The organism is Lysobacter capsici (assembly GCF_014779555.2).
Lineage (GTDB): Bacteria > Pseudomonadota > Gammaproteobacteria > Xanthomonadales > Xanthomonadaceae > Lysobacter > Lysobacter capsici.
The window spans coordinates 4,189,874-4,211,603 of sequence record NZ_CP094357.1; the positions used below are offsets into that span (position 1 = coordinate 4,189,874).

The 21,730-nt window shown below is 67.6% G+C and carries 18 protein-coding genes; 9 read left to right on the plus strand and 9 right to left on the minus strand.

From position 1 onward, the window contains the following. The first annotated feature begins 109 nt into the window (after nucleotides 1-109). The 3 genes from IEQ11_RS17100 to IEQ11_RS17110 all read left to right on the plus strand — a co-directional run bounded on the left by IEQ11_RS17100 (nucleotide 110) and on the right by IEQ11_RS17110 (nucleotide 2,240). On the plus strand, nucleotides 110-1,270 hold the full coding sequence (locus IEQ11_RS17100) for a glycoside hydrolase family 5 protein (RefSeq protein WP_046657471.1): 1,161 nt from the start codon (nucleotides 110-112) through the stop codon (nucleotides 1,268-1,270). Between the two features lie 243 nt (nucleotides 1,271-1,513). After that, nucleotides 1,514-1,855, plus strand: a complete 342-nt coding sequence (locus tag IEQ11_RS17105) for a hypothetical protein (RefSeq protein ID WP_191823306.1) — start codon at nucleotides 1,514-1,516, stop codon at nucleotides 1,853-1,855. Nucleotides 1,856-1,931: 76 nt separating this feature from the next. Continuing rightward, a complete protein-coding gene (locus tag IEQ11_RS17110) occupies nucleotides 1,932-2,240 on the plus strand; it encodes a hypothetical protein (protein WP_096415146.1) in 309 nt (102 codons plus the stop codon). Nucleotides 2,241-2,299: 59 nt separating this feature from the next. Here the strand turns inward: IEQ11_RS17110 and IEQ11_RS17115 are convergent, their stop codons facing one another. From IEQ11_RS17115 to IEQ11_RS17135, 5 genes are all read right to left on the minus strand, one after another. After that, on the minus strand, nucleotides 2,300-3,634 hold the full coding sequence (locus IEQ11_RS17115; RefSeq protein ID WP_191823307.1) for a winged helix-turn-helix domain-containing protein: 1,335 nt from the start codon (nucleotides 3,632-3,634) through the stop codon (nucleotides 2,300-2,302). Beyond that, complete coding sequence (hutG, locus tag IEQ11_RS17120; protein WP_046657475.1) at nucleotides 3,631-4,440, minus strand: N-formylglutamate deformylase; 810 nt, start codon at nucleotides 4,438-4,440, stop codon at nucleotides 3,631-3,633. Before hutG ends, IEQ11_RS17115 begins: the two co-directional genes overlap by 4 nt. Before the next feature lie 9 nt (nucleotides 4,441-4,449). Beyond that, on the minus strand, nucleotides 4,450-6,534 hold the full coding sequence (locus IEQ11_RS17125) for a S9 family peptidase (protein ID WP_191823308.1): 2,085 nt from the start codon (nucleotides 6,532-6,534) through the stop codon (nucleotides 4,450-4,452). Between the two features lie 111 nt (nucleotides 6,535-6,645). Then, complete coding sequence (gene gorA / locus IEQ11_RS17130) at nucleotides 6,646-8,037, minus strand: glutathione-disulfide reductase (protein ID WP_191823309.1); 1,392 nt, start codon at nucleotides 8,035-8,037, stop codon at nucleotides 6,646-6,648. Then, complete coding sequence (locus IEQ11_RS17135; protein WP_425494689.1) at nucleotides 8,034-9,323, minus strand: NAD(P)/FAD-dependent oxidoreductase; 1,290 nt, start codon at nucleotides 9,321-9,323, stop codon at nucleotides 8,034-8,036. Before IEQ11_RS17135 ends, gorA begins: the two co-directional genes overlap by 4 nt. Nucleotides 9,324-9,954: 631 nt before the next feature. Here IEQ11_RS17135 and IEQ11_RS17140 point away from each other — a divergent pair. Both IEQ11_RS17140 and IEQ11_RS17145 read left to right on the plus strand, forming a co-directional pair. Next, nucleotides 9,955-11,784, plus strand: a complete 1,830-nt coding sequence (locus IEQ11_RS17140) for a M4 family metallopeptidase (protein WP_228464977.1) — start codon at nucleotides 9,955-9,957, stop codon at nucleotides 11,782-11,784. 738 nt (nucleotides 11,785-12,522) lie between these two features. Then, entirely contained in the window at nucleotides 12,523-14,130 is a 1,608-nt protein-coding gene (locus IEQ11_RS17145; protein ID WP_191823320.1) for a M4 family metallopeptidase, read from the plus strand. A gap of 99 nt (nucleotides 14,131-14,229) precedes the next feature. Here the strand turns inward: IEQ11_RS17145 and IEQ11_RS17150 are convergent, their stop codons facing one another. Continuing rightward, on the minus strand, nucleotides 14,230-15,468 hold the full coding sequence (locus IEQ11_RS17150; RefSeq protein ID WP_191823311.1) for a DUF418 domain-containing protein: 1,239 nt from the start codon (nucleotides 15,466-15,468) through the stop codon (nucleotides 14,230-14,232). Between IEQ11_RS17150 and IEQ11_RS17155 the strand changes: the two genes are divergently transcribed. After that, entirely contained in the window at nucleotides 15,460-15,684 is a 225-nt protein-coding gene (locus IEQ11_RS17155; RefSeq protein ID WP_191823312.1) for a hypothetical protein, read from the plus strand. The two genes, IEQ11_RS17150 and IEQ11_RS17155, sit on opposite strands and share 9 nt — an antisense overlap. A 28-nt stretch (nucleotides 15,685-15,712) precedes the next feature. Beyond that, nucleotides 15,713-17,485: a right-handed parallel beta-helix repeat-containing protein gene (locus tag IEQ11_RS17160; RefSeq protein ID WP_191823313.1), complete on the plus strand. Its 1,773-nt coding sequence runs from the start codon at nucleotides 15,713-15,715 to the stop codon at nucleotides 17,483-17,485. Between the two features lie 90 nt (nucleotides 17,486-17,575). Here the strand turns inward: IEQ11_RS17160 and IEQ11_RS17165 are convergent, their stop codons facing one another. After that, nucleotides 17,576-18,055: an FKBP-type peptidyl-prolyl cis-trans isomerase gene (locus IEQ11_RS17165; RefSeq protein ID WP_036114005.1), complete on the minus strand. Its 480-nt coding sequence runs from the start codon at nucleotides 18,053-18,055 to the stop codon at nucleotides 17,576-17,578. Nucleotides 18,056-18,244: 189 nt separating this feature from the next. Here IEQ11_RS17165 and IEQ11_RS17170 point away from each other — a divergent pair, with 189 nt between their 5' ends. Together IEQ11_RS17170 and IEQ11_RS17175 are read left to right on the plus strand one after the other, a co-directional pair. Further along, nucleotides 18,245-18,769: a C40 family peptidase gene (locus IEQ11_RS17170; protein ID WP_191823321.1), complete on the plus strand. Its 525-nt coding sequence runs from the start codon at nucleotides 18,245-18,247 to the stop codon at nucleotides 18,767-18,769. 249 nt (nucleotides 18,770-19,018) lie between these two features. Next, entirely contained in the window at nucleotides 19,019-19,663 is a 645-nt protein-coding gene (locus IEQ11_RS17175) for a C40 family peptidase (RefSeq protein WP_036114149.1), read from the plus strand. Nucleotides 19,664-20,476: 813 nt separating this feature from the next. Here the strand turns inward: IEQ11_RS17175 and IEQ11_RS17180 are convergent. Together IEQ11_RS17180 and IEQ11_RS17185 are read right to left on the minus strand one after the other, a co-directional pair. Beyond that, complete coding sequence (locus tag IEQ11_RS17180) at nucleotides 20,477-20,986, minus strand: acyl-CoA thioesterase (protein ID WP_036114002.1); 510 nt, start codon at nucleotides 20,984-20,986, stop codon at nucleotides 20,477-20,479. Next, on the minus strand, nucleotides 20,983-21,594 hold the full coding sequence (locus tag IEQ11_RS17185) for an NADPH-dependent FMN reductase (protein ID WP_191823315.1): 612 nt from the start codon (nucleotides 21,592-21,594) through the stop codon (nucleotides 20,983-20,985). The genes IEQ11_RS17180 and IEQ11_RS17185 overlap by 4 nt, the downstream gene beginning before the upstream one ends. Nucleotides 21,595-21,730: the final 136 nt, after the last annotated feature.

Below are 21,730 nucleotides of genomic sequence, written 5' to 3' on the forward strand. Positions count from 1 at the left end.
GGCGGTCGAGAGCTCTCTCTACCGCCTGTAAATCCAGCCTGCGGCACATTGCAGTCGAGTCGGCAGCACCGCTGCCTTTTCTCAATCAGATTGATAAGGACATTGCATCATGCATCTGAAGTTCGCCCTGCCGCTGCTGTTGCTGGCGGCCAATCTCGCTCACGCCCAGACCACCGCCGACGACCTGCTGCAGGCGCCCGCCGGGCTCGGCCAGATGACCCGCCAGGACGGTCAGTGGGTTCGCCTGAAGGGCCTCAATTACAATCTCATCCAGCACACCCAGAAGCGCCCGGTCGACCTCAAGCAGCTCGATCGCTACAAGTCGTGGGGCTTCAATTTCGTCCGCTTTCCGATCAACTGGAATTTTCTCGAGCCCACTCCCGGCAACATCGACTGGAGCTATGTGGCCGAAATCGAAACCCTGGTCGCCGAAGCCGACAAGCGCCAGATGTGGGTGCTGATTTCGATGCATCAGTGGAACACCTCGCAATGCTTCCAAAGCGACTGGGGCAGCGGTTTTCCGGGATGGTTCGTCGAGGACATGCTGGCCGGCGCCTGCACCTCGTCCAATCAGCTTGATTTCTGGGATGCGTTCTGGAGCAATCAGACCGTCAGCGCCGGCCCGCACGCCGGCCAGAAAGCCTGGGACGTCTATTCGGATGCCTGGCGCACGGTGGCCTGGCGCCTGCGCAACTATCACAACGTCGCCGGCTGGGACGTCATCAACGAGCCGCACTCCGGTCGCACGATCGGTTCGGGTCAGCTCAACAGCGCGATCCTCCCGCAGTTCTACCAGTACGTGGGCACGCGCATCCGCTGGTCCGACCGTCGCGACCTGGACAACAAGAGCCACATGCTGTTCGTCGAGGGCGATGTGGGCACGGTGCGGCCGGAACTCGCCAAGCCCGACCTGACCAATTTCGTGCTGACCCCGCATTTCTACCCGCAAGCCGATCAGGGAGCCGGAGCGGTCGCTTACAACAACCGCGATTGCGCCGGCCTGGTCACGGTGATCCAACCGCTGCTGGACAAAGCCAGCGCCTGGGGCGTGCCGATGGTGATGGGCGAGTTCGGCGCCGATGTCGTCCAGGACGGCAACAAGGCGCTGTCGCTGGCCAAGCACACCTCGCGCATCGTCAGCGCCAATGGGCAGAGCTGGGCGTGGTGGCCGTTCGAGGACTACGCGGTCGAAGACTTGCCGTACCGTCCCGAAGTCGCCGAATTGCAGAACAATCTGCTGGTGTTCAGCGGCGACAAGTGCGTCCCCTGAAATAGCCGCGGTCGGTCCAGGCCGCCGATTCGTACCACGCAACGGCCGCCCCTCCCCGGGGCGGCCGATGTCGCTACCGCCGCGATTCGCGCCGCCCCGCCGCGCGGCGCATAATCACGCGGCCCAGCGTGGCGATGCGGCAATCTTCCCGCATCGATTCGGCTTCACAGGAGATCGACATGACAGGACGCCACCCCGCCCATTCGTGGGCCGCACGCCTAGCCCCTCGCGAGGCCCGCCGCCATGGTCACTGACAGCGACGCGATCCGACGCAAACCGCCGGCCGACACCGCCGGCCGCCTGTTCGGCGTGCTCGCCTGGTTCGCGCTGCTGCTCGGGCCGTTGCTGGCGTGGGCGATCGTGTTCGGCCTGACCCCGCAGAACCAGTGCGGCGACTGGAGCCTGCACTGCAGCGGCAAGGCGATCATGTACAGCGCGGCCAGCTGGCTGTTCGGCAGTCTGTTGGCGATCACCGCGTTGTTCCGCGGCGAGCGGCGCGGCATCGCGGTGCCGGCGCTGGTGCTCAACATGATTCCGCTGCTGGGGCTGGTCGCGGCGTATGTGCTGATCGCCAAGGGCATCTAGGCTCGATCCCCTCACCCCGACGCGCCGACGACAATCGCGAGTCGGCGCCCGCGCCACGTTCCAGGACGATCGCCGTATGCCGGTCCTGCACGGCCCCAAGCATCTGGACGAATTTCTCGGCTCGCCCGATCAAAGCCTGCAGGTGCAGGCCGCGACCTTGGGCGAAGCGCTGGCCGCGTATCAAGATGCGTTCCGGGTGCGGATCGCCCCGGCGGTCGGCTACGACGGACGTTACTTTCTCTATTTCGAACTCGATAGCGGCGACGAGCTGCTGATCGACATCCACGTGCGGCGCGGCGACGACGAATTCTGCGTACGCCAGGACCTCGACCTGCCGCTGCAGGACGACGATGTGGTCCTGCTGATGGCTTTCAGGGTGTGTTGATCCGCGCATGACGCCGGCCTGCGCGCCGCAACCACGCGGATCGTCACCGCCCCGGGCGCTCAGCCCAACGCCGCCAACGCAGATCGCAGCGGCTTGGCGAACGCTGCCGGCCGGCAACGCGTCAGCTTCACCGTCGGGGTCTGATGCCAGCGCGCGCAATCGTCGATCGCGCGGGCGATGTCGGCGGCCAACGCCTCGTCGCCGTCGAGGCCTTCCTGCAGATACAGCGCCTTGACCTCGAACACGCCCTGGGCGCGATGCGCCTTCGCGTCCAGGCGTCCGACCAACCGGCCGCGCACCAGGATCGGCAACACGAAATAGCCGTAACGACGCTTGGGCTCGGGCGTGTAGCACTCCAGGGTGTAATCGAAGTCGAACAGTTCGCTGGCGCGTTCGCGATCCCAGACCACCGGGTCGAACGGCGACAACAGGGTCGAATGACTGGCGCGCAGGCGGCCGGCGGCGGCCTGGGCCAGCGCGGCGGCATGATCGGCATGCACGTAACCGGGCGCGTTCCAGCCCTTCACCGCGACCCGGCGCAGCACGCCTTCGTCGACGAAACCGTCGAGGTCGGCATCGCGCAGGCGCGGCTTGGTGCGGTAGTAATCCGCTATCCAGCGCGCCTGGGTGATGCCGAGCGCCTTGACCGACTTGAGCACGGTTTCGCGCCGCACCTGCGCCGCGTCGAGCACGCTCGTGTCCCAGCCCGGCACGGCGACGCCGGCCACGCGTTCGCTCAGGTCGTAGACGCGATGGAAATTCTCGCGCCGCGCGACCATCAGCTCGCCCAGCGCAAAACCGGTTTCCAGCCAGCGCTTTTCGTCCTTCCAGCCCCACCAGCCGCCGCCGCTGCCGCGCTGTTCGCGTTCGAAGTCCGACGACTTGACCGGGCCGAGTTCGCGGATATGCGCGAGCAACCGGTCGATCTGCTCGCCGTGACTCTGACGATGCTGGCGCGCGTTGCGGATCGCCCAGTGGTGCGCGCGTTGCTCCAGCGCATTGCGATGCAGCAGGTAATCGTCCATCGGCGCGAAGCAGGCTTCGTGCGCCCAGATCTCGAAGATCGCGCGCTGCGCCAGCAATTCTTCCAGCCACTGCGCCGGGTAACCGCCCAGTCGCGAAAACAGCACCAGATACGGGCTGCGCGCGACGACGTGGATGGTGTCGATCTGCAGCAACTGCATGCGCGCGATCGCGGCCAGCGCATCGGCCCGGGTCGCGCGCTTGCGCGGCCTCGTCAGCAGGCCCTGCGCGTGCAGGTGCAGGGCGCGCGCCTGGGTCAGCGAGAGGGGCGCGTGCGTCTGCGCGGCCGGATCGCCCGACGCCGCCGCGTCCGTTACAGGCGTCGCGGTCGCGCGCGCGGCGCGGGCAACGGCCACGCGCTTCGGACTCATGCGTCCTGCGAAGCCAGAGTCGCGCTCAGCAGCTTGCGCAGCAGCGGCTGCAGGCGCGCGGCCTTGGCTTCATCGTAGGCGAAGGAATCTTCGTCCATGTAGTTGCGCTGGCTCAGCTCCAACTGCACCGCCTGCACGCCGATCTCCGGATCGCCGTAATGACGGGTGATGTAGCCGCCCTTGAAGCGGCCGTTGGCGATCCAGTCGTAGTCGCTCTGCGCGGCCAGCAGGCCTTCCAGCGCGGCCTGCAACTCGGGCAGGCAGGTCTTGCCGCCGGAGGTGCCGAGGTTGAGATCGGGCAAGCGGCCTTCGAACAGGAACGGCACTTCGCCGCGGATCGAATGGCCTTCCCACAACACCGCGCGGCCGTGCTCGCCGCGGATGCGGTCGAGTTCGGCGACCAAGGTCTGGTGGTAGGGGCGCCAATACAGCTCGACCCGTTCGGCGACTTCCGCTTCATCCGGCGACTGGCCGTCGAGGTAGACCGCCTCGCCGCTGAACTGCACCGCCGGACACAGGCCGGTGGTGTTCTGGCCGGGATACAGCGAGGTGTCGTCCGGCGGCCGGTTCAGATCGACCACGTAACGCGAATAGCGCGGCACCAGGATCGATGCGCCCAGTTCGCGCGCGAAATCGTACAAACGCGAGACATGCCAGTCGGTGTCGGGCGCGCGTCGCGCCGATTCGACCATGCGCGCCTTCAACGACTCGGGGATCACCTCGCCGTCGTGCGGCAGGCTGATCAGCAGCGGCGCGGTGCCGCGATGCAGCTGGAATACGGGCTCGGTCGGATGCGCAATGGTCATGAAGGCGACTCAGTCGGCGCCGGACTGCAGATGCCGGCGGAAGAAGTCCATGGTACTGCGATGCACCGCAAGCCAGGTCGCGTAACGCAGGAAGAAGTGGTCTTCGTCCGGAATCACCAGGGTTTCCACCGGCGCCTTGCGCGCGCGCAGACGCTCGACCAGATCGATGCTTTGGGAGAACTTGACCGCGCGATCGTCGTCGCCGTGCACGAACAGCACCGGCGAACGCCAGCCGTCGACGAAGGCGACCGGCGAGGACTTGAACGCCAGGTCCAGTTCGTCCGGCCCCAGTCCCCACAGGCCGCTGTTGTCGCCGCCCTTGGCGCTTTCGCGCCAGTCGTGGACGCCGTGGCGATCGACGCCGGCCGCGAACAGATCGGAATTGCGCGACAGCGCCGACGCGGTCAGGAACCCGCCGTAGGAGCCGCCGTAGATGCCGATGCGGCGCGCGTCGACATCCTCGCGCTTGGCCAGATACGCCTGCGCGGCGAGCACGTCCTGGTATTCGCTGGCGCCGCGCGGGCCTTGTTTCTCGGCCAGCCGGAAGCGCTGGCCGTAACCCGTGCCATCGCGGTAGTTCAAGGCCATCACCACATAGCCGCGGCTGGCCAGCCATTGGTTGCTGGCGTAGTCGTTGTAGTAATAGCTGCTGTAGTGCCAGCCCGGCAGCATCTGCCGGATCGGGCCGCCGTGCACGTAGATCAGCGCCGCGCGCTTGCCCTTGAAACTCGCCGGCGGCTCGAACACGGTCGCGTGCGAGGTCACCCCGTCGCTGGCTCGCAGGCTCAGGGTCTTGGGTACAACGAGGCGATCGATCGGGAACAGCGCGGGCAAGCTCGCCGGGAAAATCCGCCTGGGCTCGCCGCCGCCGCGCGGCATCACCGCGATCGCGGTCGGCCGGCGCGCATCGGCGTGGCGGAACGCGATCCACTGGCCGCCCAGCACCACCGGCTCGGTAGAAATCTCGTCCTTCGCGCTGAGCAGGGTCTGCGCCGCGCCCTTCGCATCGACGCTGAAGAGCTGGCGGTGATCGATCTGCGCGCAGTTGCCGCTGAACACGAACGCGCCGTCGTCGTCGGCCACGGCGACGGTTTCGGCCTCGCACTCGCCGCGGCTCAGCGGCGTGGGCTCGCCGCCCTCGGGCGCGATCGCGTACCAATGCAGCCAGCCGCTTTGTTCGGAGGCGAAGATCAGGCGGTTGTCGCGGCTCCACAGCAAGGGCGCGGCACCGTTGAACTGGGCGTAGCCGCCGGCTTTCTCGCCCGATCGGAAGACTTTTTGCGCAAGCCCGGTGGCGACGTCGGCGGTCCAGATTTCGAATGGGTTGGCCTGGGTCAGGTCGAACTGTTCGCCCGGGCGATTGGCGGCGCTGCGCAGGAACGCGACCCGGCGGCCATCGGGCGAGAACACCGGATTGCTGTCGTTGTAGAAATCCGCGCCGAGCCAGCGCACTTCGCGCTTAGCCAGATCGAGCACGCCGATGAAGCCGTGATCGCCGCGGTTGCTGGCGAACGCGAGCAGCTTGCCGTCGGGCGAGAACCCGGCGGCGGCGTTGGCGCCGCGGGTCTTGATCAGCGCTTCCTTGCACCACGCCGGCGCGGTTGTGCCCGGCAGCGGATAACAACCGACGCCGCGGCCCTGCACGATCAGGGCATCGCCCTGCGGCGCGAACTGCACCGAGCGCCCGGCGGCGATACGCTGCGGCTTGGACGAGCCGTCGCTGGCGACCAGCCACACCGCCTGTTCCTGCCCGTCCGGATCGCCGGTGGGATTGCTGTTGTTGCCGGCCGCGTCGGGCCCGCCGCCGCGCACATAGGCAAGCCAACGGCCATCGCGGCTGAGGCGCAACGCGCTGAGCAACTGCCCGTCGTCCTCGTCGAACGCGGTCAGCTGGCGCGGCGCGAACTGCGGCGCGCGCGCCGACCACAGATTGCGCACGCCGCGTTCGTTCGACACCCATGCGATCACCGGCGCGGCGCCGGCGCCGACGAGTTGTTCGGGCTGCGGCGCGCTGAGCAGATCGGCGATGTCGAACTCGCCCGGGGCGGCGCGGGTTTCGGCGGCGTGCGTTTGAGCGGCATGTACCAGGCCCACACAGGCGATCGCCAACGCCACCGCTGCATGAACCGCGCCGCGCAAGCGCCAAGGCCGTGTGTTCTCGCGATCCCTACCCGTCATGCCGCCTGCTCCCGTCGCTTCGTTGGTTCAACGCATCAGCACCACTTCTTCGGCGCTGGTCGGATGGATGGCGACCGTATCGCGCAGGTCGTCCAGGGTGATGCCGCGCTTGAGCGCGACCGCGAAGCCCTGCAGCATCTCGTCGGCGGCCTCGCCGAGCAGATGGATGCCGACCACGCGGCGTTCCTCGCCGACGCAGATCAGCTTGAACAGGCTGCGCTGCGGCGATTCGGCCAGGGCGTACAGCATCGGCCGAAATCCGGCGCGATAGATGTGCAGATTGTCACCATGTCGCGCCCGCGCCTCGTCCTCGGTCAAACCGACCTTGCCGATCGGCGGATGCGAGAACACCACGGTCGGAATATCGTTGGGATCGAGCCGGCCCTCGCGCTGGCCGTAGACGCGATCCATCAGCCGGCGCGCGGCGGCGATCGCGACCGGAGTCAGCGGCAGATCGGTGGTGACATCGCCGATCGCGTTCACGCCCGCGACGTTGGTCGCGTGCAGCTCGTCGACGAGGATGTGGCCGTTGGGATCCAGCGCCAGACCGACCCGTTCCAGGCCGATGTTCGCCGTATTCGGCCGCCGTCCGGTCGCGAACAGCACCTTGTCGAAGGCGTCGCTGAGCGAACCATCGATGGCGCGCAGCCGCACTCGCTCGCCATCGGCTTCCAGCGCGGCGATCGCATGACCGAAATGCAGATGCACGCCGCTCTGGGTGTAATCGTCGGCCAGTTGTTTGCTCAGTTCCTCATCGAAGCCTTGCAGAAAACGCTGGCCGCGCGCGAACACCTCGACCCGGCTGCCCAGCGCCTGCAACACTCCGGCCAGTTCGACCGCGATATAGCCCGCGCCGACGATCGCCACGCGTTCGGGCGCGGCGCACCAGTTGAAGAAATCGTCCGAGGTGTCGCCGAGCTCGGCGCCGGGAATCGATGGTTTGACCGCATGTCCGCCGGTCGCGATCAACACGCGCTGCGCCCGCAGGCGCACGCCGTTCTCGCATTCGATCGTGTTGGCGTCGATCAGGTGCGCGCGCATCGGCTGGACCACGATCCCGGCCGCGTCCAGACGCCGGCGGTAACTGTCGTGGATATTGGCGATGTAGCGCTGGCGATGGACGATGAAGGTCGGCCAGTCGAGTTCGCAGGGCTTGTTCGGCGGGCTGTCGATGGCGAAGCCCAGCGACTGGGCCATGCGCAATTTGCCGGCGATGTCGGCCGCCAGCCACATCGCCTTCTTCGGCACGCAGCCGACGTTGACGCAGGTGCCGCCGAGCAGATGCGGTTCCAGCAAGGCCACGCGCGCGCCGTATTCGGCCGCGCGGAACGCGCCGGCCAGGCCGCCGGAGCCGCCGCCGATCACGATCAGGTCGAAGTGGGCGGGTTCGGATTTGAGTTGGGCTTCGTCTGCGTTCAAGCGAAACGCTCCGGTCGATAGGGATGCGGGTCGATCGCGGGCGCGCGCCCGGCGATCAGGTCGGCGATCAGCTGGCCGGTGCCGGCGCTCATGCTCACGCCCATCATGCCGTGGCCGGTCGCCAGCCACAGGCCGTCGCGGCCGGGCACGCGGCCGATCAGCGGCACGTCGTCCAGGCTCATCGGCCGCCAGCCCTGCCAGCGCTCGCGCTCGACCGGGCCGACGGGTTGATGCAGGTATTCGGCCGCGCCGCGTTCCAACGCCGCCAGCCGGCGCGGGTTGAGGCTGGCGTCGAAACCGGAAAATTCCATCGTGCTGCCCAGACGGAAACCGCTTTCCCACATGGTCACGCAGACCTTGCGTTCGCGCAGCACCACCGGCCGGCGCGGGGTCAGCGCGGGTCGGTCGTAGGTGATCGAATAGCCCTTGCCCGGCTGCATCACCCGCTTGAGCGAGGGCAGCCCGATCGCGTCGGACAACTGCGGCGACCACGCGCCCAGCGCGATCACCGCCTCGCGCGCGCGCATCGGCCCGCCGGTGGTGTCCAGTTCGAGCGCACCGTCGCGGCGCTGCACGCCGCGCAGGCCGCATCGCTCGACGATCTCGCCGCCGCGCTCGCGCACGCTGCGCGCGAGTTCGTCGACGTACTTGTCCGGGCGCAGCACCGCGTCGTGATCGAAGCGGATCGCGCCGGCCAGGCCGGGCTTGAACGCCGGGTCCTGGGCGTTGTACGCGGCGCCGTCGATCAGCTCGATGCCCACGCCGAATTCGCGCAGCAGATCGAGTTCGTGCTGGCCGGCGGCGAACGCCGCGGCGTCGCGGAAGACGTAGTCCACGCCGGAGCTGTCGAATTCGCAGACCAAGCCATACCGCGTCACCCAGTCTTCCAGACGAGCGCGCGAGTCGTTCAACAACGCCGCCTTGGCCTGCGCGCTGCTGCGCCAGTCGCGCGGATTGCAGCGCGCGGCGAAACCCAGTAGCCAGCGCCACAGCTGCGGGTCGAGTTTCGGATGTACGTATAGCGGCGCGTCGGGCGTCAGCATCCAGCGCAGCGCCTGAGCGATCACCCCGGGCGCGGCCAGCGGCGTGGCATGGCTCGGGGTGATGGTCCCGCAATTGCCGTGCGAGCTGCCGGCGCCGGCCGCGCGCGCGTCGATCACCCGCACCGCGCGGCCGCTGTCGAGCAGCGCCAGCGCGCAGGTCAGCCCGATCACGCCCGCGCCGACCACGATCACGTCCTCGCGGCGGCCCGCGACGGCGGCCGCCGAATACTCACCCACCTGCACTGCGCCCATTGTGCTCCGTCGCCTGGTTCGAACCGATCCGCGCGCGGCGGCGCGGCATTGCCATGGGCCGTTTCGTGCGGCGCCGCGGACATAGTAACGAGCACGCGCGGATGTGATTGCGATGTGGATCGGATACAGGGTTTCAGCGATGCGCGCTTGCGATGCGGCCGAGCGCGTCGGCGCAGTTCCAGCGCGGTTTTTCGATGCGACCTCGCCCGGGTCGCGATCGGATCGGAACCGATCCGCCGGTGCGTATCGCCGGCCAGGCGCCAGGCGACGATCGCGCGAAGCCGCCAGGCACCCGCCCGCAATCCCATGCCGCAATCGGCAAAGCCGTCCGGGCAATCGACGGATCGCGCGAGGGATGACGTATCCGGCGCAGCGCGCAACGGGCTTAAGACTCGTCCGAACCCATCAATTATGTGATGAATTCCACATTTTCTATTTTCGAAAATATTATTTCTTGGCCCGCAACCCGGGCGCAGCTCTTAGCGTTGATCCCGACGCGCCGCTACGACCGCCCGACGCCACCGAGGCAGCCGCGCCGCGTCATACCGGCCTGCCAAGCCGCGCCCTCGCGCCGGCATGGGGAGCGCCGTCTTTCCGCACTATTTCCAGGGGAATCGCTTCCATGCAGTTGAAGACCGCACTACTCAGCACCGCCGTGATCGCCGGACTCGCCGGTTTGGCGGTGTACGGCACGCAGTCGAACGCCACCCTCGACACCTCCGCCGCCGTGGCCGGCACGCAGGGTCGCTCGCTCGCCGCGCCGGCCGCCTCGGCTCACGCCTCTGCCGCCGCCGCGCGGAACACCGCCGCCCTGCGTGCCCTGATCGACACCTCCGCGCGTCCCGGCAGTCGCCAGGCCTGGGCCAGCCGTTCGCCCGAGCAGGCCGACCGCAGCGCCGCCGCGCAACGCGCCCGCGAACTGCTCGCCACCGCCGCCGCCCGTGAGGTCCATCTCGCCCAGGCCGACGGCTTCGCCGCGCGCGAGGTCATGATCGACCGCGACGGCACCGAGCACGTGCGCATGGAACGCAGCTACGAAGACCTGCCGGTGATCGGCGGCGACATGGTCGTGCATTCGCGCGACGGCCAACTGCTCTGGGTCACCCAGGGCAACAACATGCGCACCAGCGCGCGCCCGCGGCTCACGCCCGGCATCAGCCCCGCGCAGGCGCAGACCGAGGCCGGCGCGCGGTTCGACGGCCGCGTCGCCCAGGTCGATCCGGCCAAGCTGGTGGTGTACGCGCGCAACGGCATGGAACCGACCCTGGCCTATCGCGTCGGCCTGCGCGGCGCCCGCAACGGCAGCCAGGATCCCGGCGTGATGTCGTACTACCTCGATGCGCGCAACGGCAGCCTGCTGCAGGCCGAGGATCACTTCCACACCGCCGCGGCCAACGGCACCGGCAAGACCCTGACCCTGGGCAACGTCGGCATCCTCACCGATTCGACCGGCAGCGGCTACCGCATGGTCGACGTGGCGCGCGGCAACTCCGAGACCCGGGATATCTTCAACACCACCGGCTCGACCGAAGCCGAGATGGCCGCGGCCAAGATCTTCACCGACACCGACAACGTGTGGGGCAACAACCTCAAGACCGACCGCGCCACCGCCGCCGCCGACGTGAACTACGGCGTCGCGTCGACCTGGGACTATTTCAAAGTGGTGCACGGTCGCGACGGCGTCGCCAACAACGGCCAGGGCATCGTCAGCTACGTGCATTACGGCCGGAACTATTTCAACGCCGGCGCCGGCATCTTGGAAGACGGCACCATGGTCATGGTGTACGGCGATGGCGATTTCACCAACGGCAACACGCCGCTGGTGGCGCTGGACGTGGCCGCGCACGAGATGGGCCACCTGGTGAACAGTTCCAGCGCCAACCTGGGCTACTACGACATCAAGGACAGCGGCGGCATCAACGAGGCCAGCTCCGATATCTTCGGCACCCTGGTCGAGTTCAGCGTCAACAATGCCAAGGACGCCGGCGACTACCTGCTCGGCGAAAACGTCTATGCGCGCCCGGACGGCAAGCGCGCCTTGCGCGTGCTGTTCCAGCAGAACGCCGACGGCGTCTCGTTCAAGTGCTATCCGGTCGGCGGCTTCAGCGGCAGCGCCACCGCCGCCGGCGGCCGCTACGATCCGCATAACACCTCCGGCGTGGGCAATCTGTATCAGTACCTGCTTACCGAAGGCGCCAAGGTGCCGGCCAACTTCGCCACCACCTACCGGCCGTCGGATCTGGTCTGCAATGGCGACACCGCGATCGTCGGCATCGGCCGCGCCAAGGCCGGCGCGATCTGGTATCGCGCGTTGACCAAGTACTTCGTCTCCAGCACCGACTACCCGCAGGCGCGCGCCGGCACCCTGCAGGCCGCGGCCGACCTGTACGGCGCCAACTCGATCGAGTACCAGACCGTGGCCCGCGCCTGGTCGGCGGTGAAGGTCAACTAAAGCGCGAACCCGCCATCGCGTCGGAAGACGCGGCGCGATACCGGACGGCCCGCGCAAGCGGGCCGTTCGTTGTTTGGCGAACCTAGTGGCGAACGAAACCCGTCGCCGACGACCCGGCGCGCGGGTCGGCCACGACTCGCCGCGACGAACACAAACAGCAGCGATCACACATCACAACCGTGCCACGCCGCGCAATCAGATTCTCGTCACAACTCGGAAAAACACATCCATCTCATCTTGTCAGCACGGCTTGTGCTGATGCGCCAACGCGGCGTCGCGCCGTGCCGAAAAGCGACGAATTCCGCCGGCGAAACGGCAATATCCGGTTCTGTGATAAGCCCCGCATTAACCTGCGTTTATCGCCCGCGCACGGACGGCCTCGGGTCTGGACGACGGCCTAAGGTGGTGTCGACGCATCGCGCGCGCTCCACCATGAAGAGCGCAAGGCGATTCGTCCGCTGCACGCGGAGCGAGCGCGACCCGTCGCCTTTGCATCCGCTCGGCAGCGTCCGTCATCACTCATTGCTCGCTCTTTCTTGAAGGGGATCACACATGCAGTTGAAGACCGCTTTGTTGAGCACCGCCGTCGTCGCCGCTCTGGCCGGCGTGGCGTTCCACTCCGCTCGCTCCGACGTTCCGGCCGGCCCTCTCGCGACCACCGCGTCCACCGCCGGCAGCGTAGCGTCCGTCGCCCACGACACCCGCCTCACCACCAATGCGAAGCACGCCAGTTCGCACATGGCGGCGCTCAGCGACACCGGCGCGCGCGCAGGCAGCGAGCTGGCGTTCTCCAGCACCTCGCCGGCCGAGGCCGATACCACGTCGGCGGCCGAACGCGCCCGCCAGTTGCTGCGCAACGCCGCGGCCAAGGAAGTCAACCTGGCCGCCGCCGACGGCTTCGTCGCGCGCGACGTGATGATCGACCGCGACGGCACCGAGCACGTGCGCATGGAGCGCACCTATGAAGGCCTGCCGGTGATCGGCGGCGACATGGTCGTGCATTCGCACAACGGCCAGCTGACCTCGATCACCCAGGGCGACAACATGCGCACCACCCTGCGTCCGTCGCTCAAGCCCGGCATCAGCGCCGAGCAGGCGCGGATCGAAGCCGGCGCCAAGTTCGACGGCACCGTCGCGTCGCTCGATCCGGCCAAGCTGGTGGTGTACGCGCGCGGCGGCGGCGAGCCGACGCTGGCGTACCAGGTCGGCCTGCAGGGCGCGCGCAACGGCGATCAGGCGCCGGGGGTGATGTCGTATTTCCTCGACGCGCGCACCGGCGCGCTGCTGGAAGCCGAAGACCACTTCCAGACCGCGGCCGCCAACGGCACCGGCAAGACCCTGACCCTGGGCAACGTCGGCATCGTCTCCAACTCGGTCAGCGGCGGCTTCCAGCTCACCGACCCCAGCCGCGGCAGTGGCCAGACCCTGGATGCGCGCAACAGCACCAGCACCTTCAGCGCCGTCGCATTCAACGACGCCGACAACATCTGGGGCAACAACACCACCAGCGACCGCGCCACCGCCGCGGCCGACGCGCACTACGGCGTCGCTGCGACCTGGGACTATTTCAAGAACGTGCACGCGCGCAACGGCATCTTCAACGACGGCCGAGGCGTCAAGAGCTATGTCCACTACGGCAGCAACTACTTCAACGCCGGCTGGAACGGCAGCTACATGGTCTACGGCGACGGCGACTCGAGCAACGGCAACACGCCGCTGGTCGCGCTGGACGTGGCCGGCCATGAAATGTCGCACGGCGTCAACTCCGCCACCGCCAACCTGGGCTACTACAACGTCAAGGATTCCGGCGGCATCAACGAAGCCAACTCCGACATCCTGGGCACCCTGGTCGAATACAGCGTCGGCAATGCGATCGACCAAGGCGATTATCTGATCGGCGAGGAGGTCTATCCGGCCTCGCAGGGCGCGACCAAGGCGCTGCGCACCATGTTCAAGCAGGACGCCGACGGCAAGTCGATCTCGTGCTACCCCGTCGGCGGCTTCTCGGCCTCGCTGACCGGCCGCGGCGGCAAGTACGACCCGCACTTCACCTCCGGCGTCGGCAACCGCGCGTTCTTCCTGTTCGCCGAAGGCGTCACTCCGCAGGCGGGCTTCAACTACACCAAGGCCCAACTGGTCTGCAACAACGACACCACCATCGTCGGTATCGGCCGGGCCAAGGCCGGCGCGATCTGGTACCGCGCGCTGACCCGTTACTTCGTTTCCAGCACCACCTACCCGCAGGCCCGTGCCGGCACGCTGCAGGCGGCGGCGGACCTGTACGGCAACGGCTCCACCGAGTACCAGACCGTGGCCCGCGCCTGGTCGGCGGCCGGCGTCAACTGATCCATCGTCAGGCGACACGAAAACGGCCCGCATCGCGGGCCGTTTTTTTGTCTCGCCTCGTTCGCGCGCGCACCGTCACCCGCGCCGCGCGATCGCGCATCAACCTTGGCCGCGCACGCGCAACGGCGGCCAGCGGCCGTACGCGAACGCGCGCCACAACCATTCCACCGGTCCGAAACGAAACCGCCGCAGCCACCACGCGCTCGCCGCGAGCTGCGCCGCGAACAGCACCAGCGCCGCCACGATCAGCGTCGTGTACGACCAGCGTCCCCATTGATTCAAACCGTGGTGATACAAGACCCAGGTCGCGATCAGCGATTGGCTCAGATAATTGCTCAGCGCCATCCGCCCGGCCGGCGCGAACACGCGCGGCCAGCGCGCGCCGTCGTGCAATAGCAGCACCACCGCCGCGACCAGCGCCAGCGCCACCGGCAGGCCGGCGAGCATGTGCAAGGCCTGAGCGAAGATCGACGACGCGCTGAATAAGGCCAGCGACGGCGCGCTGTCGATCGCCACGCTGATCGCGGTCAGCACGATGCCGGCCGGCAGGCCGTGCACGATCAGCGCGCGCAGCACCCAGCGATGCCGCGCCGGATCGGCGATCACCCCGCCGCGCACCAGCGAAGCGCCGATCAGGAACAGCCCCAACGACAGCGGCAGCATCATGCTCCAGCCGGCGATCGTGCTGTCGAAAAAGAACTCCAGGCGCTGCGCGGTGACCGCGGCGTAATCGCCATGCGCATACGCGGCCACCTCGGCCGCGCGCAGCGCCTGCGCCTGGGCCAGATCGGCCGCATCGCCCTCGGCCACGCCCGGCAGGGTCAGCGCCGCGGCGATGATCAGCATGTAGCCGATCGTGCCCAGGTACAGGGTCAGGCCCAGCTTCAGCCAGAAATCCAGCGACAACGAACGCAGCGCCAGCAACGCGAACGCGCTCAAGGCATACGTGACCAGGATGTCGCCGCCCCATATCAGCCAGGCGTGCACCAGGCCGAGCGCCAACAAGCCGAAACTGCGACGCAGATAGACCGCGCCGAAACCGCGACCGGCCACGCGCGCGCGTTCGAGCATGACCGCGAAGCCCATGCCGAACAGCAGCGCGAACAAGGTCCAGAACTTGTCGCGCACCACCAGATAGACGAACGCCGACAACACGCGATCCGAACCGCGCAAGGCCGGATCGATGCCTTCGCGCAATTCGTTCAACGGCCCGGCGAAGCCCGACACATTGCTCAGCAAAATGCCGAGCAGCGCGATCCCGCGCAGCGCGTCGAGCGCTTGCAGGCGGTCGCGTTCGGGGATCGGCGCGAGTTCGCAAGGAGCCTCGGCGTGAATCACGATTTCGCTATCCGCTGCATCTCAACTGTGTGTCCTGATGGAACTCAACGCCGCCTGAACCCGCCAGCACGCCGTTCGGGCCAGCGCAGCCTGCGCGACGGCGACTGGGTAAAAAACAGATGCGCCGATCGCATCCGCCTTGAACCGATGCCATCGCGATGGTTTCGCACTGCCCTGTCGATGGACGCAGGCTTCGCGATCGGCTCGCACGCATAGATTCCCATGAACTCAAGGATCAGAACACATGGCAACCGACCATATGAGCGCTTGCGTACACCCGACCGGCAAGGAAACGCCGAATCCCTCTGCATCGGACACCTCGCCGCGGACAGCCATGCTGGCCACCGACGCGGCGGACGTTCTCTACACGCCCGCGGCGACCGGCATTGCTTCCAACGTCGCCGCGTTTCTCGACAGCCTGTGGGCGCCCGGCAACGCTACCGGCTCGGCGCTGATCCGCTTTCTTCAGCAAGGCAGCGGCGCCCGCGCGCGCGGGCTGCAAGACAAGGTCCGCGAGCAGGTGAGCGTGAAGGATTACGGCGCGATCGGCGATGGCGGCTCGCATCCGCTGTCCTCGCGCTATCCCGATCTGGCCGCGGCCCAGGTCGATTATCCGTTCGCCACCTCGCTGAGCGACGAAATCGACTGGGCCGCGTTCCAGTCCGCGGTCAATCAGAACGCGGGCAAGGGCATCTTCGTTCCCGGCGGCGTCTATGTGATCAACCGCGCCGTCTCCATCACCCAGGGGTCGACCAGCGTGTTCGGTTCGAACCGGCTGGCTCCGATCGTGCGCACCACCTCGGCGACCGACGACATCTTCCGCATCGATACAGGCACCGCGCCAGTGAGCGGCGTGTCGATCCGGCACCTGACCCTCGACGCCACCGTGGCCAAGACCGACGGCGCCGGCATCCGCGTGGCCGCGTCCACCGGCGGCACGCTGTATTGGGGCCTGTTCGAATACATCCACATGTCGAACAAGATGGCCTATGGCCTGGACGTGCAGTCGGCGTTCTATCTCGAACTCAACGAGATCGTCGTGGCCGGCGTCGCCGCCAACAAGGCCGGCCTGCGATTCGCCGGACTGAACGCCACCTCGAAGATCGTCAATGTCTTCATGCGCAATATCAAGGTCGTTTCCGGCAGCCACGACGTGGTCACCATCGGCCTGCTGATCAGCGATCACGCCGAGGGCTTCTACGCATCGAACGTGTCGCTGGAGTCGGCCGGCCTGGATTACAGCCTGTATGTCGCCAACCCGTCGACGCTGTTCGGCAACGCCGCCAAGAACCTGTTTTTCCATAACACCATCACCGACAACGCCAGCAAGAACGGCATCGTGATCGAAAACTGCCAGACCGCGCGCTTCGTCGACGTGTGGGCCACCTCCCACGCCGGCACCGGCATCGACTTGATCGCCGGCACCGACATCGAATTGTCCAGCGTCAGCGTGATCGCCAACGGCCTGCACGGAATCCAGGTCGGCCCGGGCGTGAGCCAGCTGCGGGTCCTCGGCGGTTGCGTCGAAGCCAACAGCGCCAAAGTGCCCAACAGCGCCGCGGGCATCAATGTGCTCGCGGGCACCAGCTCGTTCACCCTGCGCGACATCGACTTCCTGCGCGCCGGCGGCGCGCCGCAGCATTACGCCGATATCCATGTCGCCGCCGGCGCGTCCAATCAGTACATCATCGAAAGCAACCGTTGCCTCGGCGGGGTGACCCATCGCATCTTCGACGGTGGCACCGGCGCGCAGAAGTTCATCCGCGGCAATCTCGGCTTCAATCCGCGCGTGGGCAACATCGCCACCCCGGCCATGGCCGCAAGCGGGGTCGCGGTGACCAACGCCACCGGCATGGATGTCGCGGTGTACCTCAACGGCGGCAACGTCAGCGGCATCGCCGTGAGCGGGACGCTGACCGGACTGGCCGCTTCGCCGGCGACCGTGGTCGTCCCGGCCGGGGCTTTCGTCCAGGTGTTCTACAGCGCGGCGCCGAGCTGGAAGTGGATCGGCAACTAGTCCGCACACGGTTGACCGCGGCGCAAAAACGAACGGCCCGCTCGCGCGGGCCGTTCGGTCTGGGCGTCGTCGGCGACCGCCGCGCCTGGATCAGTGGGCGTGACCGCCGTCGCCGTGGACGTGGCCGTGCTCGATCTCTTCCTTGGCCGCTTCGCGCACTTCGACGATCTCGACCGCGAAATGCAGGTCCTTGCCGGCCATCGGGTGGTTGAGGTCGACGTCGACCACGCTCATGCCGATCTTCTGGATGGTCACCGCGCGCGGGCCGAAATTGGTCTGCAGCACCGCCTGCATGCCGACTTCCAGCTTGGTGTCCTTGAAATACTTCTTCGGCACGCGCTGGGTCAGGCCGTCCTGGCGCACGCCGTAGGCGTCGGCCGCGACCACGTCGACTTCGAACTTGTCGCCGGCCTCGTGGCCTTCCATCGCCTTTTCCAGGCCCGGAATGATGTTGTTGTGGCCGATCAGGATCGCCAGCGGATCGCGGCCTTCCGAACTCTCGAGCGGCTCGCTGCCCTGCTCGGAAACGGTGTAGTGGAATTGAACGACGCGATCTTTCTCGATTTTCATGGCAAATCCGGCTGGGAAGACCGCCCCGTGGCGATCAGGAAAGGAACGGCGGTGCCGCAATGAGCGGGCCGCCACAAAAGGTCACATCTAATTGTCTTGTCGCCGCTGCCGTTAGCCGCCAAGCTATCGGCCGTGACGAAGGCCGCGCATTATCCCGGCAACACCGCTCCCGCGCCAGCACGCGGGCCATTGCCGTGGCCGGCGCTGGTCGCCGGGCTGAGCCTGTGCGTGCTGCTCGCGGCCTGCGGCGGCGGCAAGCAGATCGTCCGCCGCGGCCCGGCCCCGCAGCCGCCCGCGCGGGTCTGGCCGCACGTCGAGCCGGAAAACCCCGGCGCCTCCAACGCGGTGCTGATGCGGGCGATCAGCCTGGTCGGCACGCCGTACCGCTACGGCGGCAACACCCCCGACAGCGGCTTCGACTGCAGCGGCCTGGTCAACTACGTCTACCGCGACATGCTGGCGCTCAACCTGCCGCGCACCTCGCGCGACCTGGCCGGCTACCAGGGCCCGAAGATCGAGCCGACCCGGCTGGCCTCGGGCGACCTGGTGTTCTTCGGCAGCTCGGGCAACGTCAGCCATGTGGGCATCTATGTCGGCGAAGGCCGCTTCGTTCACGCCCCCAGCAGCGGCGGCACGGTCCGCCTGGACCGGCTCGACGGCCCGTACTGGCGCGACCACTACAGCGGCGCCAAACGGGTTCTCAGAAAGAACTGAGATCACTTCCTGAATGCGGGAAGGCTCTCATACTCGTCAGAAATGTGAGCAAAATCACATACCTGTTAACGGGCCTCTAACGAAATTTGAACCAACCTCTCGCGCTTCACGGGCATGATCCCCTACCGGTGACGACTTCGTGATGACTAAGTGACGACCCAAACCCATCGCCACAACCGCAAGGCTGCCCCCCCCCAAGCACCGCGCGCTACCGCCCAAGGCCTCTCGGCCCGGGCCACCCAACGACTTTTGCTGACCGCCTCGCTGGCGGTTTGCGCTCTGCCCGCCTTCGCCCAGCAGTCCTCTGCGCTGGCCGCGACCGCCGGCGCCCTCCCGTCCGCGACCTCGCTGCGCAACGATTCGGCCGATGCGCCGCAGCCGTCGGCCAGCAACATGCTGCCCGAAGCGATGACCCTGTCCGACCGCGCCCTGCTGCTGGCGACGGACCTGAACCGCCTGCTGGGCCAGGGCCAGGACGTGGCCCTGAGCAAGACCGACATGCCGGTGGCCGAACAAGGCCGCATCAAGGGCATGCTGCAACGCGCGCTGGCCCTGCTGGGCACGCCGTACCGCTGGGGCGGCACCTCGCCGGACCAGGGCTTCGATTGCAGCGGCCTGGTCGGCTACGTGTTCCGCAACGCCCTGGGCATCGAACTGCCGCGCGTGTCGCGCGAGATGGCCAAGACCGGCGAAGTGATCGCCCGCGATTCGATGACCGAAGGCGACCTGGTGTTCTTCGGCCGCCGCGGCCGGGTCGACCACGTCGGCATCTACCTCGGCGAAGGCCGCTTCGTGCATGCCCCGCGCACCGGCAAGGACGTGACCGTGTCGAGCCTGGACAGCGGTTACTGGAGCGGCAAGTTCATGGAAGCGCGCCGGGTCGACGGGATCTGAGGTCGCGTTTCAAGATTCAAACGCAACAGGCCGCCTTCGGGCGGCCTGTTGCGTTGTGGGGGGGGCCGCGGTCTTGGCTTGCCGCGTTGGCGGTGCTGTTTTCGACAGGGCGGTGCGGACTTGTGCTTGGAGGCCGCGGCGGAAATCGGCGCCCACTTTGGAGAGGGGGCGGGCGCCCGGGGCGGTTCGATCCTGGGTATTGGTCGGTGCGCGGGGGATTCGCTTTTGGGCGGTCGGCTGTGTGTTTAGCGAAAGCAAAAGCGAATCCCCCCCTCCCCCCCTTTTCCAAAGGGGGGAAATGCAAAAGCAAAGGGCTCGGGCTCGGGCTCGGGCTCGGGCACGGGCACGGGCACGGGCACGGGCACGGGCACGGGCACGGGTACGGGTACGGGTACGGGTACGGGCACGGGCACGGGCACGGGTACGGGTACGGGTACGGGCGGGCGGGCGTGTGCGTGCGTGCGCTGGTGCTGGTGCTGGTGCTGGCAAAGGAGACCATGCTTGCCGAGACGCACGTGGCTACGGATGAATTACGAAGCCGACTATTTCTCGCCCGAGGCCGCGGCTGAAATCGGCGCCCACTTTGGAAAAGGGGGCGAGCGCCCGGTATGGCTCGATCCTGGGTATTGGTCGGTGCGCGGGGGATTCGCTTTCAGGCGGTCGGCGCTGTGTTCAAGCAAAGCAAAAGCGAATCCCCCCTGCCCCCCTTTTGCAAAGGGGGAAAAGCAAAAGCAAAGGCGGACGTAGTTGGGGTGGCGTGCTAGCAGGAACGCGCGACGCGCGCTCGGAATGCAAAAACGGCAAAGCGCCGCCTTACTTCCCAGCATCGCCCTCATGCACATACCGCTCCACCGTCGCCTCGATGCCCTTGCTCAGCTCCATCACCTTGAGCGCGTATTCGGCCAGGCGCTTGTCGTCCTCGGTTTCCGGCGTCCACGGCGGCACCGCGGTCGGTTTGCCTTCGACCTGGTCCATCGCCACGAACACGATCACGCAGTGCGTGCACAGCCGCTCGTCTGGCTCGCCGTCGTCCAGGCCCGGGTCGCGCGCTTTCACGTCGACCGCGAAATGCATGCTGCTGTTGCCGGTCAGGATCAGCTTGGTGTGGACGGTGACCAGATCGCTGATCCGGATCGGCGCGACGAAGCGGATGCCGCCGACCGCGACGGTCACGCTGTACTTGCCGCTCCAGCCGACCGCGGCGGCGTAGCCGGCCTGGTCGATCCATTTCATCACCATGCCGCCGTGGACCTTGCCTCCATAGTTCACGTCGGTGGGCTGGGCGAGAAAGCGCAGGTTCAATTCGCGTTGCTGGCCTTTCATGCGCTGGCTCCCGTCGCCGTGTAGACCTTCAGATGCCGCACCACCGCCGCGCCGACCCGATGCACGGCTTCGCGCGCGCGTTCGTCGTCCAGCTGACCGTAGTCGTGCAGCTTGTCGGCGGCCTGACCGACCGCGACCTGCTGCGGCACCACGATCAGACCCAGCTTGGCCAGCGCGTCGCGCAACACCAGCAGCGAACGCAACCCGCCCAGCGGCCCGGGCGAGGCCGAGACGATGCCGGCGACCTTGTCGGCGAACAGCGTGGTGCCGGACTGGCCGCCGGGCATCGGCCGCGAGATCCAGTCGAGGGTGTTCTTGACCAGCGCCGGCATCGATCCGTTGTATTCGGGCGTGCTGATCAACAGGCCGTCGTGTTCGCCGAGCAGCGCCTGCAGGCGCAGCGCGTTCTCGGGCAGGCCTTCGGCCTCGATGTCGCCGTCGTAGATCGGCAGCGGGTAATCGCGCAGCTCGATCAAGGTCACCTGCGCGCCGGCGGCGCGCGCGCCCTCGGCCAGCACCGGGATCAGGCGGCGGTTGTAGGAGCCCGCGCGCAGGCTGCCGGCGAAGGCGAGCAGACGCGGGGACGGGTCGAGCGGGCTGGCGGACATGCGGTGCTCCGTGGCGAATCGCCCGATTATGCGCGAGCCGCCGCCGAGCCGGGTGAGCGCATGGCTCAAAGTAAACGCCCCGGCCGGGGCCGGGGCGTCGTCGTTTCCAGGCGATGCGGCGGCCTGCGCGGCCGCG